This is a genomic window from Qipengyuania sp. (assembly GCF_965277845.1).
Classification (GTDB): Bacteria; Pseudomonadota; Alphaproteobacteria; order Sphingomonadales; family Sphingomonadaceae; genus Qipengyuania.
The window spans coordinates 1-25,905 of sequence record NZ_OZ255844.1; the positions used below are offsets into that span (position 1 = coordinate 1).

Annotated in this window: 27 protein-coding genes; 11 read left to right on the forward strand and 16 right to left on the reverse strand. The window is 63.7% G+C overall.

Translation table 11 applies throughout. The features are described from left to right. The first annotated feature begins 14 nt into the window (after window positions 1–14). The 3 genes from ACQY4G_RS00005 (at window position 15) to ACQY4G_RS00015 (ending at window position 1,417) form a co-directional block, all read left to right on the forward strand. Window positions 15–359 carry a hypothetical protein gene (locus ACQY4G_RS00005; protein ID WP_428483111.1) on the forward strand — a complete coding sequence of 115 codons (345 nt, stop codon included), beginning with the start codon at window positions 15–17 and terminating at the stop codon, window positions 357–359. Between the two features lie 62 nt (window positions 360–421). Next, window positions 422–1,114, forward strand: a complete 693-nt coding sequence (locus ACQY4G_RS00010) for a nitroreductase (protein WP_083508199.1) — start codon at window positions 422–424, stop codon at window positions 1,112–1,114. 66 nt (window positions 1,115–1,180) lie between these two features. Next, a complete protein-coding gene (locus ACQY4G_RS00015; protein WP_421992117.1) occupies window positions 1,181–1,417 on the forward strand; it encodes a hypothetical protein in 237 nt (78 codons plus the stop codon). Window positions 1,418–1,426: 9 nt separating this feature from the next. Here ACQY4G_RS00015 and ACQY4G_RS00020 read toward each other — a convergent pair whose 3' ends face one another. The 6 genes from ACQY4G_RS00020 to ACQY4G_RS00045 all read right to left on the reverse strand — a co-directional run bounded on the left by ACQY4G_RS00020 (window position 1,427) and on the right by ACQY4G_RS00045 (window position 7,314). Next, window positions 1,427–1,993: a hypothetical protein gene (locus ACQY4G_RS00020; protein WP_421992119.1), complete on the reverse strand. Its 567-nt coding sequence runs from the start codon at window positions 1,991–1,993 to the stop codon at window positions 1,427–1,429. 91 nt (window positions 1,994–2,084) lie between these two features. Beyond that, on the reverse strand, window positions 2,085–2,930 hold the full coding sequence (locus tag ACQY4G_RS00025; protein ID WP_421992121.1) for a DUF5694 domain-containing protein: 846 nt from the start codon (window positions 2,928–2,930) through the stop codon (window positions 2,085–2,087). Between the two features lie 101 nt (window positions 2,931–3,031). After that, on the reverse strand, window positions 3,032–4,234 hold the full coding sequence (locus tag ACQY4G_RS00030; RefSeq protein WP_421992123.1) for a type III PLP-dependent enzyme: 1,203 nt from the start codon (window positions 4,232–4,234) through the stop codon (window positions 3,032–3,034). A 190-nt stretch (window positions 4,235–4,424) separates the two neighbouring features. Continuing rightward, a complete protein-coding gene (locus tag ACQY4G_RS00035) occupies window positions 4,425–5,603 on the reverse strand; it encodes a carboxynorspermidine decarboxylase (protein WP_421992125.1) in 1,179 nt (392 codons plus the stop codon). Between the two features lie 166 nt (window positions 5,604–5,769). After that, a complete protein-coding gene (locus tag ACQY4G_RS00040; RefSeq protein ID WP_421992127.1) occupies window positions 5,770–6,054 on the reverse strand; it encodes a GxxExxY protein in 285 nt (94 codons plus the stop codon). 48 nt (window positions 6,055–6,102) lie between these two features. Then, window positions 6,103–7,314, reverse strand: coding sequence for a saccharopine dehydrogenase family protein (locus ACQY4G_RS00045; protein ID WP_421992129.1), 1,212 nt, complete (start codon window positions 7,312–7,314; stop codon window positions 6,103–6,105). A gap of 67 nt (window positions 7,315–7,381) precedes the next feature. Here ACQY4G_RS00045 and ACQY4G_RS00050 point away from each other — a divergent pair, with 67 nt between their 5' ends. From ACQY4G_RS00050 to ACQY4G_RS00060, 3 genes are all read left to right on the forward strand, one after another. Then, window positions 7,382–8,338, forward strand: coding sequence for a threonine ammonia-lyase (locus ACQY4G_RS00050; protein WP_421992131.1), 957 nt, complete (start codon window positions 7,382–7,384; stop codon window positions 8,336–8,338). A 107-nt stretch (window positions 8,339–8,445) separates the two neighbouring features. Beyond that, a complete protein-coding gene (locus ACQY4G_RS00055; RefSeq protein ID WP_067691095.1) occupies window positions 8,446–8,898 on the forward strand; it encodes an MAPEG family protein in 453 nt (150 codons plus the stop codon). Between the two features lie 11 nt (window positions 8,899–8,909). Then, a complete protein-coding gene (locus tag ACQY4G_RS00060) occupies window positions 8,910–9,344 on the forward strand; it encodes an MAPEG family protein (protein WP_421992133.1) in 435 nt (144 codons plus the stop codon). A gap of 82 nt (window positions 9,345–9,426) precedes the next feature. Here the strand turns inward: ACQY4G_RS00060 and trxB are convergent, their stop codons facing one another. From trxB to ACQY4G_RS00110, 10 genes are all read right to left on the reverse strand, one after another. Next, window positions 9,427–10,392, reverse strand: a complete 966-nt coding sequence (trxB, locus tag ACQY4G_RS00065) for a thioredoxin-disulfide reductase (RefSeq protein WP_421992135.1) — start codon at window positions 10,390–10,392, stop codon at window positions 9,427–9,429. A gap of 62 nt (window positions 10,393–10,454) precedes the next feature. After that, complete coding sequence (locus ACQY4G_RS00070; RefSeq protein WP_421992137.1) at window positions 10,455–11,234, reverse strand: tyrosine-protein phosphatase; 780 nt, start codon at window positions 11,232–11,234, stop codon at window positions 10,455–10,457. Window positions 11,235–11,284: 50 nt separating this feature from the next. Further along, a complete protein-coding gene (locus ACQY4G_RS00075) occupies window positions 11,285–12,715 on the reverse strand; it encodes an alpha,alpha-trehalose-phosphate synthase (UDP-forming) (RefSeq protein ID WP_421992139.1) in 1,431 nt (476 codons plus the stop codon). Continuing rightward, entirely contained in the window at window positions 12,673–14,460 is a 1,788-nt protein-coding gene (locus ACQY4G_RS00080) for a glycoside hydrolase family 15 protein (RefSeq protein ID WP_421992141.1), read from the reverse strand. The genes ACQY4G_RS00075 and ACQY4G_RS00080 overlap by 43 nt, the downstream gene beginning before the upstream one ends. Beyond that, entirely contained in the window at window positions 14,457–15,200 is a 744-nt protein-coding gene (otsB, locus tag ACQY4G_RS00085; protein ID WP_083508215.1) for a trehalose-phosphatase, read from the reverse strand. Before otsB ends, ACQY4G_RS00080 begins: the two co-directional genes overlap by 4 nt. 46 nt (window positions 15,201–15,246) lie before the next feature. Next, the gene (locus ACQY4G_RS00090) at window positions 15,247–15,906 is read right to left on the reverse strand and encodes a retropepsin-like aspartic protease family protein (RefSeq protein WP_067691103.1); all 660 of its coding nucleotides are present in this window, start codon (window positions 15,904–15,906) and stop codon (window positions 15,247–15,249) included. Window positions 15,907–15,957: 51 nt separating this feature from the next. Then, on the reverse strand, window positions 15,958–16,956 hold the full coding sequence (gene egtD / locus ACQY4G_RS00095; RefSeq protein WP_421992143.1) for an L-histidine N(alpha)-methyltransferase: 999 nt from the start codon (window positions 16,954–16,956) through the stop codon (window positions 15,958–15,960). Beyond that, window positions 16,956–18,260, reverse strand: coding sequence for an ergothioneine biosynthesis protein EgtB (egtB, locus tag ACQY4G_RS00100; RefSeq protein WP_421992145.1), 1,305 nt, complete (start codon window positions 18,258–18,260; stop codon window positions 16,956–16,958). Before egtB ends, egtD begins: the two co-directional genes overlap by 1 nt. A 192-nt stretch (window positions 18,261–18,452) precedes the next feature. Next, the gene (locus tag ACQY4G_RS00105) at window positions 18,453–19,826 is read right to left on the reverse strand and encodes a class II 3-deoxy-7-phosphoheptulonate synthase (protein ID WP_291175835.1); all 1,374 of its coding nucleotides are present in this window, start codon (window positions 19,824–19,826) and stop codon (window positions 18,453–18,455) included. 122 nt (window positions 19,827–19,948) lie between these two features. Continuing rightward, a complete protein-coding gene (locus tag ACQY4G_RS00110; protein ID WP_421992147.1) occupies window positions 19,949–22,888 on the reverse strand; it encodes a M16 family metallopeptidase in 2,940 nt (979 codons plus the stop codon). 100 nt (window positions 22,889–22,988) lie between these two features. On the opposite strand from ACQY4G_RS00110, the gene ACQY4G_RS00115 reads away from it, so the two are divergent. From ACQY4G_RS00115 to ACQY4G_RS00135, 5 genes are all read left to right on the forward strand, one after another. Next, a complete protein-coding gene (locus ACQY4G_RS00115; protein WP_291175829.1) occupies window positions 22,989–23,570 on the forward strand; it encodes a NifU family protein in 582 nt (193 codons plus the stop codon). A 29-nt stretch (window positions 23,571–23,599) separates the two neighbouring features. Next, a complete protein-coding gene (locus tag ACQY4G_RS00120; RefSeq protein ID WP_067691110.1) occupies window positions 23,600–24,193 on the forward strand; it encodes a malonic semialdehyde reductase in 594 nt (197 codons plus the stop codon). A gap of 36 nt (window positions 24,194–24,229) precedes the next feature. Then, window positions 24,230–24,841 carry a tRNA (adenosine(37)-N6)-threonylcarbamoyltransferase complex dimerization subunit type 1 TsaB gene (gene tsaB / locus ACQY4G_RS00125; RefSeq protein WP_421992149.1) on the forward strand — a complete coding sequence of 204 codons (612 nt, stop codon included), beginning with the start codon at window positions 24,230–24,232 and terminating at the stop codon, window positions 24,839–24,841. Further along, on the forward strand, window positions 24,838–25,290 hold the full coding sequence (locus ACQY4G_RS00130; RefSeq protein ID WP_291170302.1) for a GNAT family N-acetyltransferase: 453 nt from the start codon (window positions 24,838–24,840) through the stop codon (window positions 25,288–25,290). The genes tsaB and ACQY4G_RS00130 overlap by 4 nt, the downstream gene beginning before the upstream one ends. 117 nt (window positions 25,291–25,407) lie before the next feature. Then, entirely contained in the window at window positions 25,408–25,845 is a 438-nt protein-coding gene (locus ACQY4G_RS00135) for a MucR family transcriptional regulator (protein WP_067691113.1), read from the forward strand. Window positions 25,846–25,905: the final 60 nt, after the last annotated feature.

The window sequence follows — 25,905 nt, forward strand, 5'->3', positions numbered from 1 at the left end:
AAAGCGGCGAGAGCGTGCGCAGCATCACCCGCGACACCATCGAACGCGAGGATCGAAGCACGCACCAACGCTCCTCTCCCGGTGCGGGCGTGCATTTCGTCCTCGTCGCACCCGGCGATTCGCCACAGGCGCTGGTCGAGCGCGCACGCGGCTTGTGCTCGGGCGAAGGCTATTGCCGCGTGCAGGGCTGGAGCGATGCCAGCGCCGTCCCGAGCGGCCTTCCGCTGACCGAGGACGCACGCCGCGCGCTGCGCTTCAGCTTCGTCGCAGCGGGCACCGGAGGGGCAGAGGCGGTGTTTCTCGATTGTCGCCTGTTCCCCGCACCCGCGATCGGCACCTGCCTGCCCGCGAGGCCGTAGGGGATTTTGCGCCACCGAGTCGGCGCGCTAAGCCTCCCGCCATCGACAAGGGAGAGAGTGGAATGAGCGGCAACCGGGACATGACCTATGAAGAGGTGGTGATGGATCGCCGCTCGATCAGGGGCTATCTCGACAAGCCGGTGCCGCGCGAGCTGATCGAGGAAATCCTGACGCTCGCCATGCGCTCGCCCACCTCGATGAACACGCAGCCCTGGCACTTCCACGTCATCACCGGCGAACCGCTCGACCGGATCCGCAAGGGCAATACCGAGAATATCCTCGCGGGCGTGCCGGACAGCCGCGAATTCCGCCGTGGCGAGCCCTTTGCCGGGGTCCACCGCGAGCGCCAGGTCGGCGTCGCCAAGCAATTGTTCGGCGCGATGGGCATAGAACGCGAGGACAAGGAGGGGCGGCAGGACTGGGTGTTGCGCGGTTTCCGTCAGTTCGACGCGCCGGTCTGCGTGATCGTCACCTACGACAAGGAACTCTCTGGCAGCGACGACACGCCGTTCGATTGCGGCGCGGTGACAACGGCACTGGTCAACGCGGCCTGGTCGCGCGGGCTCGGCTGCGTGATCAACAGCCAAGGCATCATGCAGAGCCCGGTGGTGCGCGAGCACGCCGGAATCCCCGACGATCAGGTCATCATGAAAGCAGTCGCGATGGGCTGGCCCGACGAAAGCTTCCCCGCCAATGCGGTGGTCAGCAAACGCAAGCCGGTGGACGAGGCCGCGCGGTTCGTGGGGTTCGACTAGGCTCGCCTGCCACGTAACCCCAAAGAGGAATATCCTGCGTCAAGGAGTCTACGGGGAGATGACTCGATGACCGAACCAGTGAACTGGGCGCATTACACCTTACACAGGGCCGACGATGGCGGAGGGTTGCTCGATCCGTTGAAGAGTATCCTACACGGATCGCTGGCCGAACTGGTCCGCGACATCATGCTGCTGCCCGCCGACAAGCGCAATGCGTATGAAAGCGAGAAGACCGGCGATCATCGGCTGAACTACTGGGAAATCGCCGCAATCGCGCGCCGGGACGACTTCCCCTTCGCCTGAAATTGTATCCTATTCCGGCCCTACAACTCCGGCCCCGGGCCAATCGCTGTCAGCGACCCTTTCGAGCCGCATCTCAAGAAATTTCCGGCGTGGTTCCTCACCGAACTGCATGTAGCCATCCTCGGCCCATCGACCGTCCTCGACCACCGCCTCGTAGGTGAAGGTCACCGGCCCACTCGTCAGGCCCCACTCGAAGCCATTTTCGGTCGGCCTGAACCACGGCCGCGCGGTAAAGCCCTGCGCGGTCGAGGTCATCACGTATTCGTCGGCCATGGGATCGTAGGCAATCATGGCAACCGCGTTGAATTCCAGATCGCCATTGTCGGCATAGCCACGTCCCTCGACGATGCGGACCACGCCGCCTGCCATCGTGCCTACCCGTTCGGTCTGGGTCAGCACGGTCTCGCCCTCCGGTCCCTGCGAAGTCACAGTCCCGCGCCACTCGCCGTCCATGAATGCGAAGGCTTCCATCGCGGCGCGTTGTTCGGCGCGCATCGCTTCGGCATCGGGCATCTGCGCCGAGAGGGGCATCGCGCAAGCGAGCCCAACGAATGCGATCAATTTCTCAAAAATCATCAATAATTCTCCGTGGATCGAATAGTATCGGGTACCCAAGAAGGGTCAATCCGCGCTCCCGGAGACCGCCCCTGCGGCGTGACCGTTGCCCTTAGAGGCCCGCCGCCCGTTCGACATAGGGCAGGGCTTCGACCAGCTCGTAACCCGGCATACGGCGCACGAAGTGCCGCAGCCATGTCGCATGGCCGCTCCCGGCAAGCACCAGCACGCGATCGCCCGGCTCGGCGATCATGTCGATCTTGGCGAACATCTTGGCATTGCGCATGTACCAATAGGCATTGAGTTCGGCCCCCGGTTGCGTGTCGCCATCGCCGATTTTGAGCAGCGAATAATAGAGCCTGTCGTGCATCGCCCCCACGCGGGCCGGATCGTTATGCGTCAGCAGCGATTCGGCGATCGTCTGATCGGGCAAGCGTGCCTGCTCTTCCGCGGCCATGGCCTGGACTTCGGCGAAGAGACAAGCGAGGAGATCTTGCCCGCCATGTTCGCTGGCGAAAGCCTGGACCTTGCCCATTGGGAAATAGTCCGGTTCGCCCTCGCCCGGCTGCTCGTCATAGCCGTAGACCGCCTCGTGGCCGAGCTTGCGTGCCAGACGATAGCCCACCTGGATGCTCTCGTTCCGCTTCGTTTTGAGCAGTTCTTCGGTCCGGTCGAAGTCGGCCATTTCCAGCGCGGGTGCCTCGGCCATGTTCTCGACCGCGATGCGCGTCGGGCGCCACTGGGCGAGCGTATCGACCAATGTCTCGATCTCGCCCTGCCTTCGCGGCGCCAATACATCGTCGACCTCGATGTTGGCCACGTCGCGGCCGGGATTGGCGAAATGATACATCCCCAGAACCATCACCTGCACCGGCGCGGTCTCGGGGGACTCACTTTCCGCCAGAGCTGGCGAGGAGAATATGGCCGCGAGAGCGGCAATCAACGGAGGGAACTTCATGGCGGTCTCCCTTGTGTATTGTATGATTAATACAGCAAGGAAGATCGCAGGCAAGTATGTTACGTTCTAACGCAGCGCCACGCTGCGGTAGAAAGCCGGTATCAGCGCAGGTTCACCACATTGTCCGCGGCCGGGCGCTGGCGGCTGCCGTCGTAGAGGCTGGCCATCGGCTCGTCCTCGACCACGATGCGCATCGCAGCGCCGAAGCCGTTGAAATCGGTCTTCATCGCCGCGCCGTAGGCGCCGAGCATGCCGATCTCGATGTAATCGCCGGCCTGGATGTCCTCCGGCAAGACGAAGGGGCCCTGCATGTAGTCCGCATCGTCGCAGGTCGGCCCATAGAAGGCGAAATCCATCTCGGGCTTGATGAGGTCGTCCTCGAGCGCGCGGACGGGGAATTTCCAGTCGACATGCGCGGCATCGAACAGCGCGCCATAGGCGCCGTCGTTGATGTAGAGTTCCTCGCCGCGGCGCTTCTCGACCTTAACGATCAACGACGAATATTCGGCGCACAGCGCACGGCCCGGCTCGCACCACAGCTCGGCGTTGTAGGCGATCGGCAGGTTGTAGAAGTTCTGGTGGATGATCTGGAAATAGTCCTCCAGCGGCGGAGGCTCCATCCCCGGATAGACGCTCGGGAACCCGCCCCCGACATCGATCATGTCGATCACCACCGAGGCTTCGCCGATGGCGACGCGCACGCGCTCGAGCGCCTGGACATAGGCAAACGGCGTCATCGCCTGGCTGCCCACGTGAAAGCACACGCCAAGCCAGTCGGCATGCTGGCGCGCGGTCTGCAAGAGCTCGGGTGCCTCGGTCAGGTCGCAACCGAATTTCGAGGCGAGGCTGAGTTCGGAATATTCGCTCGACACGCGCAGCCGCACGCACAGGCGCAGATCCTGCGCCGGTTCGCCGTCTTCGTCGCGGCAGGCCTCGACGATCTTCTCCAGCTCTTCGAGACTGTCGAGGCTGAAGGTCTTCACGCCATGCGTGTGGTAGGCCTCGCGGATCGCGCTGGGTGCCTTGACCGGATGCATGAAGCACAGCACCGCTTGCGGAAGCGTCGCGCCGACGAGACGCACCTCGGCAATCGAGGCGACGTCGTAATGCGTCACGCCATTGTCCCACAGGATCTGCAGCAGATCGGGCGAAGGATTGGCCTTCACCGCATAGAGCGACTTGCCCGGAAACTTCTCGACGAAGAAACGGGCGGCGCGCGCGGCGGCATGCGGACGATTGAGAATTACGGGTTCGTCGGGCGCGAGGGCGCGAACTACGGACCGGGCGTCAGGAAATGTGTGCAACTCAAGGGACCCCCAAAACGGTTAGGTTTCAGACAAGGCTGCCTTGCGGTTCGAGTCCCCTTGGGGCAGCGGAGGCGCGCACATAGGGGATATGCGCAAGAACGCAAGCACAATCGCCGCGCATGGCATTGTCTGCACGTATCCTATCAAGCCGCGAGGCCGGCAGGCGTTCCGAGAGACTGCCGCGCGCTCAGCTCAGCCGGTCGCGGAAAGTTTCGTAGCCGAATTCCTTGACCAGCTCGAGATGGTCGGTCTCGCTGTCCCAGAGGTAGATGCTGGGCAGTTGCACCCCGTTGAATGTGTTGGTTTTGACCATCGAATAATGCGCCTGATCGAGGAAGGCGAAGCGTTTACCGACTTCCGCTCCGCCGGGGATGCGGTAGTCGCCGATCACATCGCCCGCGAGACAGGACGGGCCGCCGATGCGGACAGCAGGCACCTCGTGATCGGTCGCCTCGCCCAGCATGGCGGGCCGATAGGGCGCCTCGATCACGTCGGGCATGTGGCAGGTGGCCGAAACATCCGCGACCGCGATGGGCACTTGGTTGAAGCCGGTGTCGAGGATGGTGCCAACGAGTATCCCCGCGTCGAGCGCCACCGCCTCGCCCGGTTCGAGGTAGATCTCCGCGCCGGTATCGTCCTTGGCATCCTTGAGGAACTCGACCAGCTCCTCGCGCTGGTAATCGGCGCGGGTGATGTGGTGGCCGCCGCCCATGTTGATCCATTTGAGGTGCCCGAACCACGGTTCGATCGCGTCGAACACCTTGTCCCAGGTCGCGTGGAGCGGCTCGAAATCCTGCTCGCACAGATTGTGAAAGTGGATCCCGTCGACCTGCGTCATGATTTCGGGCGTCAGCTGGTCGATCGGGAAACCCAGCCGGCTGCCGGGGCTCGAGGGATCGTAGCGAGGCACCTCGCCGGTCGCGTGCATGGGGTTGATCCGCAAGCCGACATCGAAGTCCTGCCCCGCCGCGCGCGCCGCATCGAGGATCAGCGCCGCGCGTTCGAGCTGGCCGGGCGAATTGAAGATGACATGGTCGGACAGCCGACAGACTTCCTCCAGCTCTTCGGGCTTGTAGGCCGCAGAATAGGTGGCGATCTCGCCATCGTAGAACTCGCTCGCCAGCCGCGCTTCCCACAGGCCGGAAGTGCACACGCCGTCGAGATATTCGCCGATGATCGGCGCGGTCGACCACATGGAGAAGGCCTTGAGCGCGGCCAGCACGTTGATGTCCGCCGCGTCGCGAATATCGGCCAGCACCTGGCAATTGGCGCGCAGCCTGGCGGCGTCCACCACGAAGGCGGGACTGTCGACGCGGTTCAGATCGAAATGGGCGAAGGCGCCCGGATCGCCGGCTTTGGTTTCCATGGTGTTCGGTCTGCCTTTATTGGGTTCTCGCAGAGACGCAGAGTGAAGAGAGGCGCAGAGGAGACTAGCGCGGGTTGTAATCGTTGGCGACGCGACGAATGCCGTCTTTCATTGTAGCGTGTGAGAAGTTGAGTAGCAGCCCTACGGGCTGTTTGAGCAAGCGAAGTTAGGTCAATATCTGGCGGATATTCGATTGAGAAAGGCGCTCGACCGCTTTGACTTCGAGAACCAAGCGGTTCTCGACAAGGATATCGACGCGAAAGGCGGGATCGAAGAGCTGTCCATCGATTTCGACCGGCACGGGAACCTGCCGCGCAACCCGCAATCCACGCTTCTCAAGCCGTCCCGCAAGGACGGCTTCGTAAACACTTTCAAATAGTCCGGGACCAAGTTCACGGTGAAGGGCGATGCACTCGTCAATGACGGTCCCAGAAATCTCGTCGATCTCCATTTTCCACCCCTCTCCGCGCCTCCCTTTTCTCTGCGTCTCTGCGAGAACCTAAAACTGCACCGGGCCGTCGAGTTCCTTGACCTGCCACGGCAGGCCGTGATCGTTGAGCATGTCCATGAACGGGTCGGGGTCCATCTCTTCCATGTTGAACACGCCGTCGCCCGCCCACTTGCCGGTCACCATCATCGCCGAGCCGATCATGGCGGGGACGCCGGTGGTATAGGAAACCGCCTGGTTGCCGGTCTCCTCATAGGCCGCCTCGTGGCTGCAGATATTGTTGATGTAGAAGGTCTTCTCGCCCGCCCCATCGAGCGCCTCGCCGGTTGCGATCACGCCGATATTGGTGTTGCCCTTGGTGGTTTCGCCCAGCGTTTCCGGCTTGGGCAGCACGGCGGCGAGGAACTGCAGCGGGATGATTTCCTTGCCCTGGTACTTGATCGGTTCGATCCCGGTCATGCCAACATTCTGCAGCACTGTGAGGTGCTTGATGTACTCATCGCCGAAAGTCATCCAGAAGCGCGCGCGCTCAAGCTCGGGATTGAACTTGGCGAGGCTTTCGAGCTCCTCGTGATACATCATGTACATGTTTTTGGGGCCGACGGCCTCGAAATCGAACTCGACCTTCTTGCCCATCGCCGGGGTCTCGACCCACTCGCCACCTTCCCAGTGGCGCGCGGGCGCGGTCACTTCGCGGATGTTGATCTCGGGGTTGAAATTGGTCGCGAAGGCCTGGCCGTGATCGCCGCCATTGCAATCGAGGATGTCGAGCTGGCGGATCGTCTTGAGCTTGTGCTTCTTCAGCCACATGGTGAAGACACTGGTGACGCCCGGGTCGAAGCCCGATCCCAGCAGCGCCATTAGCCCGGCCTGCTTGAAGCGGTCGTGATAGGCCCACTGCCACTTATATTCGAACTTGGCCTCGTCCTTGGGCTCGTAATTGGCAGTGTCGAGATAATCGACGCCCGCTTCTAGGCAGGCATCCATGATCGGCAGGTCCTGGTACGGCAGCGCGAGATTCACGACGAGGCTCGGCTTGGTCTTCTTGATCAGATTGACCATCGCGGGGACCTCTTCCGCATCGATTTCGTAGGTGGATACGTCCACGCCGGTGCGCTCCTTCACGCTCGCAGCGATCGCGTCGCATTTCGACTTGGTGCGGCTCGCGAGATGGATGTAGGTGAAGATATCCTTGTTCATCGCCATCTTGTGGACGCAGACGCTGCTGACGCCGCCGGCACCGATCACCAGGACTGTCGACATGGGCAAAACCTCTTTCGTGAAAATTCGAATCTTGCGCGCCCCCTAGCGAAATGCGTTAGGTGCGCCAATGATCCGAGACGATATCCGCATGCCGACCCGGCAGGGCGTGCTTGCCGCCGCAGATTCCATCGGCCGCCTCCTGCCGTCGACACCGCTGCTGCCCGTCGAGATCGACGGGGTGCGCTGCCATGTGAAGGCCGAAAGCCTGCAGCCGATAGGCGCTTTCAAGATCCGCGGCGGTTGGTGGCGGCTTTCCAACCTGACCGACGAGGAAAAGGCGCGCGGCGTCGTCGCGGTATCCTCCGGCAATCACGCACAGGGAGTTGCCTGGGCGGCGCGGCGGCTGGGTATCAAGGCGACAATCGTCATGCCGCGCAACGCACCGCAAGTGAAACTGGAGGCCACCCGCGCGCTGGGCGCGGACATAATGCTCTACGACCGTCCCGGCGAGGATCGCGACGAAGTGGCCGCGAGGGAAGTCGAACGACGCGGTGCGGTGCTGGTGCACGCATTCGGCGATCCCTGGGTGATCGAAGGTCAGGGCAGCGCCGGCGTCGAGATCGAGGCGCAACTGGGCCGCAGCCCCTCGCGCCTCGTGGTGTGTTGTGGCGGCGGCGGGTTGGCAGCCGGCCTCGCCCTCGCCTGCCCGGACAGCGCTATCCATGTGGTCGAGCCGGTTGGATGGGATATGGTCGGCCAGGCCCTCAAGGCCGGCGAAGTGGTCCGCGTGGGCGACAATCCGCCCGTCACCGTCTGCGACGCGCTCCAACCTGACGCGACAAAGCCGATCAACCTGTCGGTATTGCAAGGGCGCGCCGAGCCGGGCGTTACCGTCACCGACGAGGAAGTGCGCGCGGCGCAGCGCTTCGCCTTCGCCAGGCTGAATCTCGTCGCCGAACCCGGCGGCGCGGCTGCGCTGGCGGCGGCGCTCGCCAAAAAGGTGCCCATCGACGCAGACACGGTGATCATGCTTACCGGCGGCAATACCGATGCGGCGAGCTTCGCCGAGATGCTGCGCGGGTGATCGCGGCACCATCGATTGGTCCCTGATTCCGAAGATAGGTTGCAATTGACAATCGGATTTCATCCGATCAGGTACGCAGGCACTGGTTCGTAAGGGGAGAGATAACAATGCAAGCCCAGATTCTGGCACCCGCCGCCGTATTGGTCGCTTGGTCGATCGTAATGCTGTTCTGGATGGCCTTCACCCGCGTGCCGGCGATGAGCAAGCTCGGATCGGGTGTGTCCAAGGGCAAGCCCGGCGGTCGCGGCCAGGATCTCGAGGGCCTGATCGACGACAAGGTCAACTGGAAGGCGCACAATTACACTCACCTGATGGAACAGCCGACGATCTTCTATCCGACGGTCATCATCCTGGCGGTGATGGGCGCAGGGGCTATCGATGTGCTGTTCGCATGGCTCTATGTCGTCCTGCGGATCATCCATTCGGTCTATCAGGCGACCGTCAACGTCGTCCGCATCCGCTTCATCTTCTTCCTGTTGTCGACAATCGCACTCATCGTTCTGGCCATTCGTGCGCTCATGGCTACGCTGCTGTTCGATCCGGGCCTCGCCCCGGCCTGAGGGAGAGAGCCATGATCGAATCGCAAATCCTGCAACCCGTCGTCGTGCTCATGGCCTGGACCATGATCATGTGGTTGTGGATGTACGCCACACGCATTCCCGCGATGTCGGAAGCGGGGATAGAGTCCAATGACGCGCGCCGGACCAAGGCACTCGACGAGGCGCTGCCCGCCGAAGTCCAGTGGAAAGCGCATAATTACAACCATCTGCACGAAGCGCCGACGGTCTTTTACGCCGTGGCGTTGCTGCTGGCGATAGTCGGCTCGGGCGACGGGATGAATGCGTTGATCGCGTGGATCTATGTCGGCCTGCGGATCATCCACTCGCTGGTGCAGGCGACCGCCAATGTCGTGATGGTGCGCTTCGTGCTCTACGCGCTGTCGAGCGTGGCATTGATGGTGCTGATCTTCCACGCGGCCATCGTGGTGTTCGACATCCACTTGTGACGGTGATTGGCCCCCGCGCGAGCGGGGGCCTCAGCCGGAGTAGAATGGTGCTTTCGGCCTGAAGTCCCCGCCTTCGCGCGGCCTATTCCGCCGCTTCGCGCTCGACCACTTCGAGCGTGGCTAGGAAGCGCTCGGCATCGAGCGCGGCCATGCAGCCCATGCCCGCCGCAGTCACCGCCTGGCGATAGGTGTGGTCGGTGACGTCGCCCGCCGCGAATACGCCCGGGATCTCGGTCTTGGGCGAACCGGGCTCGGTCAACAGATAGCCGCCATCGTCCATCTCCAGCTTGCCCTTGAACAATTCGGTCGCGGGCGCGTGGCCGATCGCGACGAAGGCCCCGTCGACTTCCAACGTGCTGTCCTCACCCGTCTGCGTGTCGCGCAGGACGAGATGGCCGAGCGCGCCATTGGGACCGGCCTCGAAGCTTTCGACGGTCTTGTTCCAGATAACCTTGATCTTGGGATGATTGAGCAGGCGTTCCTGCAGGATCTTTTCCGCACGCAACTCGTCGCGGCGATGGATCAGCGTGACGTCATCCGAATGGTTGGTGAGATAGAGCGCTTCCTCGACTGCGGTGTTGCCGCCGCCGATCACCGCGACCTTCTTCCCGCGATAGAAGAACCCGTCACAGGTCGCGCAGGCGGACACGCCCTTGCCGCCCAATTCCTGTTCACCCGGAACGCCCAGCCACTTGGCCTGCGCACCGGTGCAGATCACGATGACGTCGGCGATATATTCGTCGCCGCTGTCGCCCACCGCCCTGAAGGGCGAACCCTTGGACAGGTCGACATCGACGATCGTGTCCCACATCATCCGCGTGCCGACGTGTTCGGCCTGTTTCTGCATCTGCTCCATCAGCCAGGGGCCCTGGATAACGTCGGCGAAGCCGGGATAGTTTTCGACATCGGTGGTGATCGTCAGCTGGCCGCCGGGCTGGAGGCCCTGCACCACGACCGGCTCCATCATAGCGCGCGCGCCGTAGATCGCGGCAGAATAGCCCGCGGGGCCCGAACCGATGATGAGCATCTTGGTGCGATGGGTGGTCATGTCGTCAATTCCGTCAGTCTGAAACAGGTGTCGCGGCTATATGGGAAGCCTGTGGCCCGGAGTCACGCCACGAAGCGTGTAATCAGCGCATCGCGCAATGCGTCATCCACACCTATCGCTTTCTCGAGATAGCCATCGAAGCTGCCGTGGCGCTGGCTGGCGATCTCGAGATAGCGGTCGAGATATTCCTCGCGCACACCGAGCAGGTCCTTCGCCGCGCCTTCGTCTAGCGTGCGGCCCAGCCGCGCCTCGATCCCGGGGAGCGACTGACGCGCGAGGACATCGAAAGTCGGGCTGTCATTGGTGCGCAGGAATTCGCGCCGCTGGTCCTCTTCGGATACGCCCAGGATATGCAGCAACATGGTCGCAGCCACGCCGGTGCGATCCTTGCCGGCATAGCAATGCACCAGACTCGCCCCTTCGCGCTCGGCAAGGATGCCGAGATAGCGGCCGAACATGGCGATCATCGCCGGGTTGTCGGGCATGCGCGTATAGACCGCGAGCATCCGCTCGCGCGCGAAATCCGATGCGGCCATATCCGGATCGATGTCCATATGCGGCGGGCTGGAGCTGGTTTCTCCTTCGTAAAATACGACCTCGCCATCGAACCCCTCGACCCGGCGGCAAGGGTGGGCGGAACGTTCGCTCTGCCCACGCAGATCGATCACCGTGTGGATGTCCAGCGGGGCGATGGCGGCAAGGTCCGCGTCGGTCGCCTCGACATGATGGCCCGAACGAAAAAGCAGCCCGGTGCGCACTGCTCCGCCGGCCTGCGTCTTCCAGCCGCCGTAATCGCGGAAATTGTGAATGCCCTGAGTGTCGAGAAATGCGTCGCGAATCATGCGCGCGACGGTGGCAGCCCAACAACTCATGCGCAATCGCGCGCGGCGGATCAGCCCTCGACCAAATCGCGCAGAAAGCTCGCCGTCCAGTCCTGCACATTGTCGTCGCGCACAGTCCCGATCATCTTTTCGTAACGCGCCTTGCGTTCGTCGAGCGGCATGTCGAGCGCGGTGCGGATGGCATGCGCGATGTCGTCGGGGCTGTGCGGGTTGACCAGCACCGCGTCGGGCATTTGCGCCGCGGCCCCGGCGAAGCGCGAAAGGATCAGGACACCGGGATCCTCGGGATCCTGCGCCGCGACATATTCCTTCGCGACGAGGTTCATCCCGTCGCGCAATGGAGTCACGAGTCCGATCTTGGCGGCCCGGAAAAAGCCGAACAGCTCGGCATGGCTGTAGCCGCGATTGACGTAGCGGATCGGCACCAGGTCGACTTCGCTCCGCGCGCCGTTGATCTGGCCGCATTTCTGCTCGAGCTCCGCGCGGATCGCCTGATAGCTGTCGACATCCTCGCGGCTGGGCGGAGCGATCTGGATGAAGACCAGGTCATTGATACCCTCCGGGTTGCTGTCGAAGAACCGCCCGATCCCGTCGATCCGTTCGGGGATGCCCTTCGAATAGTCCAGCCGATCGACGCCGATCATCGCCGTGCGGCGCCGGGTCGAGCTGAGCAACCGCTGCTCCGCCTGGCGCGCCTCGCCGGTGTCGCCCAGATTCGAAAAGTGATCCCAGTCGATACCGATCGGATAGGCACGCGCGATGGTCGTGCGCCCCTCGAAGCTGACTGCGCCGCTTGCCTTGTCGACTTGGGCCCCAAGCTCGTTCTCGCAGTAGTGCAGGAAGCTCGCGAGCCATTCCTCGGTCTGGAACCCGACCACATCGTAATAGAGCAGCGTGCGTACCAACCGCTCGTGATAGGGCAGCGAGACGAACAGTCGGGTCGGCGGCCAGGGAATGTGCAGGAAGAAGCCGATGCGGTTCTTGAGGCCACGGGAACGCAGCCGCTCGCCCAGCGGGATCAGGTGATAATCATGCACCCAGACCACATCGTCGGGTTCGATCAGCGGCGCGGACTGGTCGGCAAAACGCTCGTTGACCCGCTCGTACCCCTTGCCCGTCTCGCGCTCGTATTCGGCGAGGTCGAGGCGATAGTGGAACAGCGGCCACAGCGTCGAATTGGCATAGCCATTGTAATATTCGTCGATGTCGCGCTGCGACAGGTCGATGGTGGCCGTGGTCACGCCATCGTTCGTCTGCGTGTCGATATGACCGGTGCGCCCACTTTCGCTTTCCTGCCCCGACCAGCCGAACCACAGGCCCTTGCGCGATTTTAGCGCGGCATGGAGCGCGCCGGCGAGGCCGCCTTGCGCGCCTGCCGCACCACGCGCCTTGGGTACCGCGACGCGGTTGGAAATGACGACAAGGCGGGGATCGGAAGTCAGCGGACTTCGCTCCAGGGTTTGCTCAGAAGGCCTGCACAATTGATTATACCAACCAGCGAATAGGTCTGCGGGAAGTTCCCCCACAACTCGCCGGTTTCGTAATCGAGGTCTTCGCTGAGCAGGCCCGAATGCGTCGTATGACTGAGCATGGCCTCGAAGATCTCGCGCGCTTCATCGCGCCTGCCGACCAGCGCGAGCGCTTCGATCAGCCAGAAGGTGCACACGTTGAAGGCGGTCTCGGGCGCGCCGAAATCGTCCTCCGCCGCATAGCGCAGCATGTGGTCGCCGCGGCGCAGGTCGCGCTCGATGGCAGCGAAGGTCTTGAGGAACCGCTCGTCGTCGGGCTTGAGATAGCGCAATTCGACCATCTGCAGCAGGCTGGCGTCGAGATAATCGCTTTCGAAGCTCGCGCCGTAATGGCCACCCTCCTCGCTCCAGGCTTCCGCGTCGATCTTTTCGCGGATCGCTTCGGCACGCTGCTTCCACAATGCCACCCGCTCGTCCTTGCCGAGCCGCGCCGCGACATTGGCCAGCCGGTCGCAGGCGGCCCAGCACATGACCGCCGAATAGGTGTGCACCTCCTGGCGGGTACGAAACTCCCACAATCCCGCATCGGGTTTGTCATGCTTGGCCCAGGCCGCTTCGCCGACCTCTTCCAGATGCGCGAAATCGCGCTCGTCGGCCATGCGCAGCAGGCGCGTGTCGAAGAAGGCCTGCGCGGTCGGCATGACGATCTGGCCGTAGCAGTCGTATTGTACCTGCTTGTAGGCGGCATTGCCCACGCGCACCGGCCCCATGCCGCGATAGCCTGCGAGATGCTGGGCCTCGAATTCGTACAGATGGTCCGCGCCCATCACCGAATAGAGTGGCTGGATCTGGCCACCGCGCGCCTGGTCGACGATATTGCGCAGATAGGCGAGGTACTTCTCGAGCACATCGAGCGCGCCCAGGCGGTTGAGCGCCTGAACCGTATAGTAGCTGTCGCGGATCCAGCAGTAGCGATAATCCCAATTGCGCTCGCTGTTGGCCGCCTCGGGAATGGAAGTCGTGAGCGCGGCGACGATCGCGCCGGTCTCCTCGTGCTGGCACAGCTTCAAGGCGATCGCGGCACGGATCGTCTCTTCCTGCCATTCCAGCGGGATATGCAGGCCGCGTACCCAGTGCTGCCAATAACGCGCGGTCATCGCCTCCATCCGCCGCACTTCGCTGCGGATATTGCCGACGAAAGGCTCGTCTGGCCCGAGAAAGAAATGCTGATCGCTTTCCACGCGATAGCTGCGGCCTTCGAGCACGTAGCCGATCGGAGCATCGGTCGACAGTCGCAGCGCCTGCGGGCCGATCAGATACCGGATATGGTTGGTACCGTTGGTGGTGGTGGCGAGTTTCGCGCCGTATTCCTTCATCGGCGTGAGGACCACTCGCATGCGCGGCGCACCTGCGACGGGGCGCACGATGCGCGCATAGGCGACGGGGCGGTACATGCGCCCCGAGCGTTCGAAACGCGGGGCGAAATCGTGAATCTCGACCGCGCTGCCATCCTCGCTTTCGAGACGTGTGACCAGGATCGCTGTGTTGCGCTCGTAATGCTGGCTTGCGTCGACCTGCCCATCGAGCTCGAAACGCCAGATCCCCCGATCGCGCACATCGTGATTGAGCAGCGAGCAGAAAACCGGGTCGCCGTCGACCCGCGGGACGCAGCCCCACACGAAACCGCCCTCGCGGTCGACAAGGGCGCTGACCTGGCAATTGCCTATGGGGGAAAGCTCGAGATCCGCCTGCATCATAACTCCAACCAATGGTGCACTGCAGCAACATTGTCGAGCCGGTATCGTGCCCGCTCGCTGGGTCTCTCACCGACAGCGATACCGAAACCTCCGTGCCGTTCGGCGCCGGCAAAGCCATCCTCGTCGGTTACGTCGTCGCCCACGAAGACCGGCGCCGCACCCACGAAGGGGGCCGTCTGCATGAACGCCTCCACCGCCGCGGCCTTGGTCGCGCCGGGGCGCACCAGTTCGGCCACTCCCTTGCCGCTGGTCACGCACAATTCGCGCGAGGCGGCGAACTCCTGCGCGTAGGCGAGCGTTGCTTCGCGCTTTTCCGGCTGACCGCGAAAATGCAGCGCGCCGCCATGTGCCTTTGTTTCGTAGAACAGGCCGTTTTGCTCGGCATAGCTCCTGAGCTCCGCAATCGAGGCGTCGGACAGGCCGCGCGGCTCCTCGCCCAATCGCGTGCCGTCGGCAAGGAAACGCGAGGCGCCATGCGATCCCGCACGGCAGATCGCCAGCTCGCCGAGATGCATATGCAGATCGTCGAGTGCCCGCCCGCTGACCAGCGCCAGCCTGCCATGCAACCGGTCGCGCAGGGCATGGAGTGCCGCGAGAAGGTGGTCGGGCACATGAATGTCTCCCGGACGCGGCGCGATCTCAACCAGCGTTCCGTCGAAATCGAGGAACAGCGCCGCCGGCCTGCCGGCGAACAGGTCGCCAAGCGGCGGCGGGGGCGGGAGCGTTCTCTTACCGTCCATCGCGAACGGACCTAGCGGCTTGCGCCGCACGGTCCAACGATGGATTTCATGAAATCGTATCCTCGGCGCGGGGGACGAGGATCAACGTGTTGTCCTCTACCCGCCAGGAGCCGAGCCGGGCGAGCACATTCATCCCGATGACGTTGAAATCACCGAAACTTTCGGCAATCGCGGCGTCGGTTCCGCTGGCGCTGACGTTTCCGAAAGTGAGGCTGTCGACGGTCGCGACATGGGCCTGCACCGTCCCGTTGGCGGTCCCGAGCATGATCGGAATGCCACCCCTGCGCGGTTCAAGCCCGGCGCGTTCGGCGAGCGGTGCCGAGATCGCGGTAAGTGTCGCGCCGGTGTCGATCATGAAATTGCCCGGTTCGCCGTTGATCTCGGCGCGAACCCAGAAATGCCCGTCGGCCGAGAGCGGAATGCGCGTTTCCCCACCCGCGACCACCTGTTCGGGCAAGCCGATCTGCGGCACCGCAACATCGAATCGCGGATCGAAGCGCGAAAGCTGCAGGACGACCGTGAGCAGGATCAGGCCAAGCGCCAGCGAACTTGCCACGCGCAGCAGACCACCGAGGGCCGAGCGCCTGGCGACGACCGCACCGATCCAGCCCAGTACCATCGCCGCCATCGCCGCGATAAGCAGTTCGGAGCGGGGGATGGCCCGTAGCGTATCGGCTGCGGCGCTGAAGACGGGTTCGAGGTCCATTGACTGCATATAGGAACGCGCCGGTGACGCGTCCATGAATATGGACCTCGGTCAGGGCGCCTCGCGTTGCTCTGTGGCGCGAGCGAGGATGACCGAGAAGCGTTCTTGTGCATCGAGCCAGCGCTCCACCGGGGTCCAGCCGCCGGCCAACAGCAGCGTATAGGCACCCCGGCGCGTGAACTTGTGGCTGTTCTCGGTGTGGATGGTCTCGCCCTCGGCCATCGAGAAGCGCTCGCCCGAAACCTCGAAATCGATGTCGCGTGTGGCCCTGAGGTGCATTTCGATCCGGCCGAGCTTGTCGTTCCACACCGCTTCATGCGCGAGTGCCTCGACGGAGATCGTGCCATCCAGTTCGCGATTGATGCGGGTGAGAAGGTTGAGGTTGAACGCTGCCGTCACGCCCTCGCCGTCGTCATAGGCGGCCTCGAGCACCTCGCGATCCTTCACCAGATCCATGCCGATCAGCAGCATCGGGCTCTCACCCTCTTCCGCGCCCAGCGTGGCGCGCATCGAGCGCAGCAAGTCTACCGCGGTGCGCGGAACCATGTTGCCGATGGTCGAGCCGGGAAAGAAACCGAGCTTCTTGAGCGGCACGACGTCGTCGGGAAGCGCGACACGGCGCATGAAATCGGCTTCGACCGGGTGGACCGGCAGGCCGGGGAACTTCTCTGCCAGCGCAGCGGCGCTCTCACGCAGGAAATCGCCGGAGATGTCCAGCGGGACATAGGCCGCCGGATCGATCGACTCGAGCAGCAGCGGCGTCTTCACCGAGCTGCCCGATCCGAATTCGACCACCGCCCTGCCCGGCCCGATCAGTTCGGCGAATTGCGCACCGCGCGCCTCGAGGATCTCCCTTTCGGCACGGGTCGGGTAGTACTCTTCGACTTGGGTGATTTGCTCGAACAGGCGCGAGCCTTCCTCGTCGTAGAACCAGCGTGCCGGGATCGCTTTCGGCCTTTGACGCAGCCCCTTGAGCACGTCGGCGCGAAAAGCGCGGTCGACCCCATCCTCGTCCAGGTCGACGAGGGCTATTCCGGTATCGGATTTCATCAGATGTCCTTTGCCAGCCGCAGTCCGGTGAATTGCCAGCGCTGGTGTGGGTAGAAGAAGTTGCGGTAGCTGGGCCGCGAGTGGCCGCGCACGGTGGCGCAACTGGCGCCCTTGAGTACGAATTGGCCGCTCATGAATTTGCCATTGTATTCGCCCACCGCGCCTGCGGCTGGCTGGAACCGGGGATAGGGCAAGTAGGCCGAGCGGGTGAACTGCCAGCAATCACCGAACAATCCCTCGCCGCCGACGGGGAGTGGCGGTGTCGCATCGTCGAGCTGGTTTCCGCCCTGCGGGTCATGTGCCTGCATCTCCCCTTCCTGGCCCCGGGCTATGGCCTCCCATTCGAATTCGGTCGGCAGGCGGTTGCCCGCCCAGCTAGCGAAGGCATCGGCCTCGAAATAGGAGATATGCGTGACCGGCGCGTCGGGATCGCGTTCCTGCCAGCCGCAATGCGTGAAATGCTCGCCCTCGCGCCAATAGAGCGGCGCCGCGATACCGTTCTCGCACACCCAGGCCCAACCGTCGGACAGCCACAAGGTCGCCGTCTCATAGCCGCCATCGGCAATGAAGGCGTCCCATTCGCGATTGGTGACGAGCCGGGAGGCAAGCGCGAAGGGTTCGAGCAACACGCGGTGCGCAGGACCTTCGTTGTCGAAGGCGAAGCCCTCTCCCTGATGGCCGATCCGCGCGATTCCTCCCGGGTGCATGTGCCAATCCGGCTCCCCATGCAGGCGGGAACCACGGTCGGCCTTGTTCCGCTCTTGCAGCCTGAGATTCCCGCTTTCGCGGGAACTCCGAGCATCCCACATCCCCGCGTCCAGCGGGTTCTGGAACAGCGCGTGCTTGATATCGGTGAGCAACAATTCCTGATGCTGCTGCTCGTGGGCGAGGCCGAGCTCGATCAGCGGTACGCATTCCTCGCGCTCGAACAGCGGCGCCATTGCCGCGTCGACATGCGCACGCCATGCGAGAATTTCCTCGAGCGTCGGACGCGACAGCATCCCGCGCGAAAAACGCGCGATCCGCTCACCTTCGGTCTCGTAATAGGAGTTGAAAACGAAGGGCCAGTCCTCGTCGAACAGCTCATAATCGCCGTGCTTGTCGCGCAGCAGGAACGTTTCCCAGAACCAGGTTGTGTGCGCGAGGTGCCATTTGGCGGGGCTCGCGTCCTCCATCGACTGGATGGTCGCATCGGCGTCACTGAGAGGGTCCGCCAGGCTGTTGCTCAGGCTGCGGACCGATGCGTACCGGGCCGCCAGCGCTTCGCCGAGCGCGGGCCGTGATCGAGGCTGGGCTCGGGACATCGCTATCCCCCCTTCGTGGCAGTCGCAGGAACTTGGCAACCACCTCTTACCATGGCGCAATTCCATGACCGTTTAAAGAGCGCAGGGAAAAAACCGTCTGCGAACAAGTGAATGGCGCGATCCCGCAACAATCCGGAGATCGTCCGCAGGTGCCGCCAAAGGGCGCGATCCTGCGGACGATAGGGGCTCGCGTCAGGCCGCGTCGGCCTGTCGCACGCTATTCTCCTCGTTGAGCATTTCGGCGATGAGGAAAGCCAGTTCGAGCGATTGGGCCGCATTGAGGCGCGGGTCGCAATGTGTGTGATAGCGATCGCCCAGCGCATCGTCGGTGATCGCCACCGCGCCGCCCACGCATTCGGTCACATCCTGCCCGGTCATCTCGACATGGATGCCGCCCGGATGGGTGCCTTCGGCGCGATGCACTGCGAAAAACCCTTTCACCTCGGTCAGGATTCGGTCGAAGGGCCGCGTCTTGTAGCCGCTTTCCGATTTCACGACATTGCCGTGCATCGGGTCGCAGCTCCACACGACCGGATGCCCTTCGGCCTTCACCGCGCGCACCAGGCGCGGCAGGCCCTCTTCCACCTTGTCGTGGCCGAAGCGGCTGATCAGCACGATCCGGCCCGGCTCGCGCGCGGGGTTGAGAGCGTCGAGCAGTTTCAGCAGCGCATCGGTTTCCAGGCTCGGCCCGCATTTCATGCCCAGCGGATTGCCGATCCCGCGCGCGAATTCGATATGCGCGCTGCCCTCGAAGCGGGTGCGGTCGCCGATCCACACCATATGCGCGCTGGTATCGTACCACTCGCCGGTCAGACTGTCGCGCCGGGTCAGCGCCTGCTCATAGGGCAGCAACAGCGCCTCGTGGCTGGTATAGAAGCTCGCGCGCTGCAATTGCGGGAGCACCTGCGGATCGACCCCGCAGGCCTCCATGAAGTCGAGCGCTTCGCCGATGCGGTCGGCAATGTCGGTGAACTTGTCCGCCCAGGGGCTGCGCCCCATGAAGTCGAGCGTCCACTGGTGGACCTGGCGCAGATTGGCATAGCCCCCGGTCGCGAAGGCGCGCAGCAGGTTCAACGTGGCGGCGGCCTGCGAATAGGCGCGCACCATGCGCTGCGGATCGTTGGTGCGGGCGGCCTCTTCGAACTCGATGCCATTGATATTGTCGCCGAAATAGCTCGGCAGCGTGATGTCGCCCTGCGTTTCGGTATCCGAGCTACGCGGCTTGGCGAACTGGCCCGCCATGCGCCCGACCTTCACCACCGGCTTCTTGCTGGCAAAGGTCATGACGACCGCCATCTGCAGCAGCACGCGGAATGTATCGCGGATGTTGTTCGGATGGAACTCGGCGAAGCTTTCGGCGCAGTCACCGCCCTGCAACAGGAAGGCCCGCCCCTCCGCCACATCGGCGAGGTCCGCCTTCAGCGCGCGCGCCTCGCCCGCAAAGACCAGCGGGGGGTGCGTTTCGAGCGAAGTGGTGGCAGCCTCGAGAGCGGCTGCGTCGGGATAGGTCGGCAAATGCCTCGCCTCGAATCCCTGCCAGCTATCGGGTGCCCAATTCGTCGCCATTGTCTCTTCCGTCTGCGGCGCCGGAATTGGCGCCTGATTGCCCACCTGTAGCAGACGAGCGCGCATCATGTCGCAAGCAGCATTTGCTTGGCCAGCTTAAAAAGCCGATTGCAGTGTCCGGCTCAGCGCCCGGAAACGGCCGCACCGGCACTTGCCGACGTCGCCAGGTCCTGGCCCTGCGGAATCACCGCCAGCTTCCACCCCTCGCGCGAGCCGAGGTATTTCTGCGCCAGCGCCTGCAATTCGGCCGGTGGGGTCTGCGTGTAATCGGCCAGCAGGTAGCGCAGCAGCGCAATCCGGCGATCGTCCACGGACGCACCCTCGAGCTGGTAGAGCCAGAACAGGTTCCCGGTCGACGCGCGGCTGACATATTGGCGCAGCGGTTCGACCACGCGATTGTATTCGTCTTCGGTTACCGGAGCGCTGGCCAGGTCCTTGGCGATGCGCTCCGCTTCGGCGAAGAACACGGGCACGTCCTCGGGGCGCAATTGCGCGAGCGCGGCGATCCGTCCGCCGCTGTTCACGTCGCTCGGCCAGTCGGAGCGTACAACCGGCGAATAGCTCGCGCCGGCATGCTCGCGCATCGCGTCCATCAGCCTGTTGTTGAACAGCGAGGCGAGCACGTCGAGCCGGCGCGATTCGCGCAGGTTCTCGACCCCCGCCCCGCTCGGCCAGGCGACCACGGCGGCGGCCTGGTTGGCATCGCCGCGATGATGACGCACCACCGTCTCGCCGGCCTCGGGGAAATCGACTGGGCGGTTCAAGACCTCGGCCGAAGGCGCCTCGCGCGGGGGCAGGGCGCCGAAGGTCTCGCGCAGCGTCTCGATCGTTGCCGCCTTGTCGAATTCGCCGAAGACCAGCACTTCGACCGGCCCCTGTTTCAAGAGCGGTTCCCAGACCTCGCGGAAATCTTCCGGGGTCGCCGCGTCGAACATCTCGGGAGTCGGCGTGCGGAAGCGCGGGTCGCTGTCGCGCAGAAGATATTCGAGATCGCGCTGCAGGATGCCGCCGGGATTCGCGGAATAGCTTTCATAGGCGAGCTTGCCTGCCGCCTTGGCGCGGACAACGGGATTGGGATCCCAGCCCGGCATCGCCAGCTTGGCGGCAAAGAGATAGAGCTGTTCGTCGAGATCGGCCTCGCGCGTCTGGGCATAGAAGGTAAAGGCCCCATCGCCGGTTTCGAAGTCGAAGCCGAATTTGCGTCCGGTCGAGAGAAGGTCGAGTTCCTCCTGGCCCAGTTCGCCGATTCCGGCACCGATCAGCGCAGCATAGCCGAGATTGGCATGAACCGCGTCTTCGGGATCGATGGCGCGATAGCCTGCACCGAAGCGCACCTTTACGGCCACGCGGCCCGGCTCGGCATCGTTGGCCCACAGGATTGCCTTCACGCCATTGGCGAATTCGACCTGTTCGATATCGAGCACGCCTATCGGCCCCTGCGCAGTGATCTGCCCGGGCTCGCCGAGAGGCGGCAACTCGTCGAAGGAAACCGATTGCGCCGCGAGCCGCGCATCCGCATCGGCATCGGCCGTTTCCAGCAGTGCGTTGCGGATCGCCTGCTCGCTCGCCTCGCCCGTCGCCGGGGTGACATAGGCGGCACGGATCACATCGCCCGAAAACAGCGCGCGGGTGTGGTCGAGCACGCGTTCGGGCGTGAGCGTTTCCTTCATCGAATTGAAGACCATCAGCACGGTTTCGGGCGCGGCGACCGCCTCGCGGATGTCGACCGCATTGACGATATCGTCTGCCAGGCGCGGACCGGGCAGCACGCGGCGCTGTTCGACCTGGCTCTGGAAGACGATCTCGAATTCGGCGAGCTCGCGATCGATCTCTTCCTGCGAGGGCGGCGTCGCCAGCGCGTCCGCAATCACGCCGCGAATGTCGTCGAGCGCGGCTTTCCAGTCGGGGGTCAGCGGGGCGAAGGTGACGAAGGTCATATCCGCCGACCGGCTGACATCGTCCTGCGCGACCTGGGCATAGAGATAGCTGCCGCCCGCCCGCGCGCGCGCCTCTAGCCGACGGTTGATCAGCGCCTGCGCCAGCGCATCGCGCAGCAGGCCCTCGTTATAGGCTACCGTGTCGAGCACCGGACGCCATGGACGCATTATCGCATAGGAGAAGGAGCGTGGCAGGTCGGGTTCGACGATGACCCCCGTTTCGCCGACCGGATTTTCCGGATTTGCTCCTGCGGGCGCAATCGGGTCGCCGAAATCGGGCGCCGGGACATGCGCGCCCTCGCCCTGCCAGTCGCCGAACCATTTCTCGATCTCCGCGGCCAGCTGCATCGGGTCCATGTCGCCCGCCGCCACGACCACCGCGTTTTCCGGGCGGTACCAGCGGTTGTAGAAGGCGCTGACGCTCGCCCCCGTGGCGGCGCTCAGCGTGGCCTCGGTGCCGATGGGTGTGCGCGTGGCGAGCCTTTGCCCGGCGAACAGCACGCCGCGGCTGGCATTGCCCGCACGTTCCGAGGGGCCTGCGCGCTCGCGCTTTTCAGCCAATACGATCGGCACCTCGGCCCGGATGTTTTCATCGCTCAGCACCGGGCTGCGCACCATGCCCGACAGCAGTTTCATGCTCTCGGCGAGCTTGGCCTCGTCGACATTGGGCAGGTCCAGCTTGTAGACCGTATGCGTCGGGCTGGTCTCGGCATTGGTGTCGCTGCCGAAGGTCGCGCCCAGCCGCTGCCAGGTCGGAATGGCCTCGGCCGGGCCGAGATACTTGCTCTCGCGAAACAGCAGGTGTTCGAGCAGATGGGCATAGCCCAGCTCGGATTCCTCCTCGTGCAGCGATCCCGCATCGATCCGCACGCGCACCGAAACCTGGTCGGGCGGGACGGCGTTTCTGCGCACGGCATAGCGCAGACCGTTGGGCAATTCGCCGAAGGTCCATTCCTCGTCGCGCGGGACGTCGCTGCCTTCGTATATCCATGGCGTGCCATCGGCCGGTGTAAGATACTCGGGCGTCGGTGCTGCGGGCTCCTGCGCGAGCAGGGGCTGCGGAGCGAGCAGCGCAGCGGGAAGGACGAGCGCGAGACGCCTGATGGCACGCGTGAATTGGGTCATGCAGGGCATATAGGCGGGCAATGCGTGAAGGCTAGGTGAATGTTCCCGCCCCAAGCGTTACTTCCTTGCCCCGCGGGCTTGCGGCACCTACATCCGTCCTATGTTCATCGAGACCGAAACCACGCCCAATCCGGCAAGCCTCAAATTCTTGCCCGGCCAGCAAGTCATGGGTCAGGGTACCCGCGAATTCGCCACTCCCGAAGCTGCCGAGGCGAGCCCGCTGGCGCAGGCGATCTTCGACACGGGCGAGGTCGTGAACGTCTTCTTCGGTTCCGATTTCGTCTCCGTTACGGCGGCGCCCGGGGTCGGCTGGACTGACCTCAAGCCCCAGGTCCTGGCAATCCTGCTCGACCATTTCGTGTCGCAGGCTCCGCTGTTCGCGCCGGGTACTGCTGGCGGCATCGCTGTCCCGTCCGAGGACGAGAGCATGATGGTCGAAGAGCGGGACGAGGATTCCGATATCATCGCGCAGATCAACGAACTGCTCGAAACGCGCGTGCGCCCGGCGGTTGCCGGCGACGGCGGCGACATCCAGTATCGCGGCTATCGCGACGGTGTGGTTCACCTGCAGATGCAGGGTGCCTGTTCGGGCTGCCCTTCCTCCACCGCCACGCTCAAACACGGTATCGAGGGTCTATTGAAACATTACGTGCCCGAGGTCGTTGAAGTCCGCGCAGCCTGACTTCTCCCCGCAAACCGAAGGACACGATTTTGGCCGATACGCTTTCCGCCGACGCCCTCGACATCATCTTCCGCGAAGCGCGCAGCTACAATGGCTGGCTCGACAAGCCGGTAAGCGACGAGCAGATCCACGCGATCTACGAATTGCTAAAGATGGCGCCGACCTCGGCCAATATGCAGCCCGCGCGGATCGTCTGGGTGAAATCGGACGAAGCCAAGCAGCAGCTCGCCGACTGCGCGATGGAGGGCAACCGGGACAAGATCCTGACTGCGCCGGTCACCGCGATCATCGGCTACGATATCGACTTCCACGAGGAACTGCCCTGGCTGTTTCCCCACACCGATGCGAAAAGCTGGTTCGAGGGCGACGAAGAGGGTCGCAAGGAGGGCGCTTTTCGCAACTCCTCGCTGCAAGGCGCCTATCTGATGATCGCCGCCCGCGCGCTGGGGCTCGATTGCGGGCCGATGTCGGGCTTCGACAATGCGGCGGTCGACAAGGCCTTCTTCGGCGACGATCCGAAGCACAGGAGCAACTTCATCTGTGCGATCGGCCATGGCGATCCCAAGAGCATCTTCGATCGCAGCCCGCGCCCCGACTTCGACACATTCAACCGTATCGCCTGACTTGCAGCCTCGCCTCCGCTGGGGCAGTGCGCCCTCATGCGGATGCTGGCGATTGAAACTGCAACCGAGGCTTGTTCGGTAGCGCTGTTCGAGGATGGCGCGCTGCTCGACTCGCGTCATGAAATTCTCGGCCGCGGCCATGCCGAGCGGCTGGTTCCGATGATTGCCGAACTTCCGGACAAGGGCCGCGCGGAAGAGATTCGCGTCTCGCTCGGGCCGGGCAGCTTTACCGGCGTGCGCATCGGCCTGGCCGTGGCGCGCGCGTTGGGCATTGCCTGGCGGGCTCAGGTCCGCGGCTATCCCACGCTTGCGCTGGTGGCCGCGATGGCACGCGGCGATGACGCGGTGCCGGTCACGGTCTGCATGACCGGGGGCCATGGCGAATGGTTCGTACAGGATTTCGGCAGCGACGGGCGGCCGATGGACGATGTGGCCTCGCTCGCCCCCGAGCTTGCCAGCGCGCGCGAGCTGCCCGGAGTATTGGCCGGGTCGAAGGCGGAGGAATTGGCGACGCGAAAACGCGTTGCACCCAGCGCCATCCGCCTGCCCGAAGCGCGCTACGTCCTGAATCTACAGCCCGATAGTCTGAGCGAAAGCCTCACCCCGCTCTACGGTCGCCCACCGGATGCGAAACTGCCGGGCCGATGAGCGAGCTCGACCAGGTTATGGCCGTGATGGAGGCCGCGTTCGACCCGCATTGGCGCGAAGCCTGGACCCGCCAGCAGGTCGCCAATTCGCTGGCCATGCCGCATACCTACGCCATTCTCGTCGATGAGAATGGCCACAGAATTTCGGGCGAGAATACTGCCGCAGGATTTGTGCTCGCAAGACGAGCCCCGGGCGAAGAAGAACTACTTCTCATCGGCGTGCGACCCGAAGCGCGTGGAAGGGGCCTCGGTCGCACGCTGATCGAGATTTTCGCGACGCTGGCGCGCGGAGCGGGGGCCGAGCGCATCTTTCTAGAAATGCGGGCAAACAATCCGGCGCAGCATCTCTACCGCGCCTGCGGTTTCGCGCCGATCGGTCGTCGCAGCGCCTATTATCGCACGCTGGACGGCACTCAACTGGATGCAATTACCTTTGCACGCGAGTTGTAGGAATGCGTCAAAAATAGCTCTAATCAACAAATGTTGCAATTTCTTGTCGATTTTATACAATGAGCCGTAGAGCGGGTCGCATCGCGAGTGATCTCCCTCAACTCAAAAGGGCAAGTAATGGAAAATTTGGAATCCGACATGACCGAGACGCTGATTACCCTTACCTCGGACATCGTCGCGGCTCATGTGAGCAACAATAACGTTGATGTTGCGGACGTCCCGACCTTGATTAGCAACGTCTATACCGCGCTTTCGGGTCTCGGCAGCGATGAAGCCGAAGAAGAGGTCCCCGAGCCGGCAGTCCCCATCCGTTCGTCGGTGAAAAAAGATTACATCGTCTGCCTCGAAGACGGTAAAAAGATGAAAATGCTCAAGCGTCATCTCAAGACCGCCTATGACATGACTCCTGACGAGTATCGCGCGCGGTGGAACCTTCCGGCCGATTACCCGATGGTTGCACCGAGCTATGCCGAGAAGCGGCGCGAGCTCGCGGTCAAGATCGGCCTGGGCCGCAAGCCCGGTCAAAAGCGGGGACGCAACAAGAAGGCTGCCTAAAGCCCTTCGGTTCGCCTTGAGGAAGACGCCCCGGGCCGGTAAGGCTACGGGGCGTTTTTC

Coding starts and splice junctions, on each gene's coding strand:
- ACQY4G_RS00090 (WP_067691103.1), bottom strand. CDS start 15,906: ATGGACCTCGAACCCGTCTTCAGCGCCGCAGCCGATACGCTACGGGCC.
- ACQY4G_RS00055 (WP_067691095.1), top strand. CDS start 8,446: ATGCAAGCCCAGATTCTGGCACCCGCCGCCGTATTGGTCGCTTGGTCG.
- ACQY4G_RS00080 (WP_421992141.1), bottom strand. CDS start 14,460: ATGATGCAGGCGGATCTCGAGCTTTCCCCCATAGGCAATTGCCAGGTC.
- ACQY4G_RS00050 (WP_421992131.1), top strand. CDS start 7,382: ATGATCCGAGACGATATCCGCATGCCGACCCGGCAGGGCGTGCTTGCC.
- ACQY4G_RS00035 (WP_421992125.1), bottom strand. CDS start 5,603: ATGGAAACCAAAGCCGGCGATCCGGGCGCCTTCGCCCATTTCGATCTG.
- ACQY4G_RS00060 (WP_421992133.1), top strand. CDS start 8,910: ATGATCGAATCGCAAATCCTGCAACCCGTCGTCGTGCTCATGGCCTGG.
- trxB (WP_421992135.1), bottom strand. CDS start 10,392: ATGACCACCCATCGCACCAAGATGCTCATCATCGGTTCGGGCCCCGCG.
- egtB (WP_421992145.1), bottom strand. CDS start 18,260: ATGTCCCGAGCCCAGCCTCGATCACGGCCCGCGCTCGGCGAAGCGCTG.
- tsaB (WP_421992149.1), top strand. CDS start 24,230: ATGCGGATGCTGGCGATTGAAACTGCAACCGAGGCTTGTTCGGTAGCG.
- ACQY4G_RS00130 (WP_291170302.1), top strand. CDS start 24,838: ATGAGCGAGCTCGACCAGGTTATGGCCGTGATGGAGGCCGCGTTCGAC.
- ACQY4G_RS00020 (WP_421992119.1), bottom strand. CDS start 1,993: ATGATTTTTGAGAAATTGATCGCATTCGTTGGGCTCGCTTGCGCGATG.
- otsB (WP_083508215.1), bottom strand. CDS start 15,200: ATGGACGGTAAGAGAACGCTCCCGCCCCCGCCGCCGCTTGGCGACCTG.
- ACQY4G_RS00015 (WP_421992117.1), top strand. CDS start 1,181: ATGACCGAACCAGTGAACTGGGCGCATTACACCTTACACAGGGCCGAC.
- ACQY4G_RS00025 (WP_421992121.1), bottom strand. CDS start 2,930: ATGAAGTTCCCTCCGTTGATTGCCGCTCTCGCGGCCATATTCTCCTCG.
- ACQY4G_RS00010 (WP_083508199.1), top strand. CDS start 422: ATGAGCGGCAACCGGGACATGACCTATGAAGAGGTGGTGATGGATCGC.
- ACQY4G_RS00135 (WP_067691113.1), top strand. CDS start 25,408: ATGGAAAATTTGGAATCCGACATGACCGAGACGCTGATTACCCTTACC.
- egtD (WP_421992143.1), bottom strand. CDS start 16,956: ATGAAATCCGATACCGGAATAGCCCTCGTCGACCTGGACGAGGATGGG.
- ACQY4G_RS00110 (WP_421992147.1), bottom strand. CDS start 22,888: ATGACCCAATTCACGCGTGCCATCAGGCGTCTCGCGCTCGTCCTTCCC.
- ACQY4G_RS00105 (WP_291175835.1), bottom strand. CDS start 19,826: ATGGCGACGAATTGGGCACCCGATAGCTGGCAGGGATTCGAGGCGAGG.
- ACQY4G_RS00115 (WP_291175829.1), top strand. CDS start 22,989: ATGTTCATCGAGACCGAAACCACGCCCAATCCGGCAAGCCTCAAATTC.
- ACQY4G_RS00040 (WP_421992127.1), bottom strand. CDS start 6,054: ATGGAGATCGACGAGATTTCTGGGACCGTCATTGACGAGTGCATCGCC.
- ACQY4G_RS00045 (WP_421992129.1), bottom strand. CDS start 7,314: ATGTCGACAGTCCTGGTGATCGGTGCCGGCGGCGTCAGCAGCGTCTGC.
- ACQY4G_RS00070 (WP_421992137.1), bottom strand. CDS start 11,234: ATGATTCGCGACGCATTTCTCGACACTCAGGGCATTCACAATTTCCGC.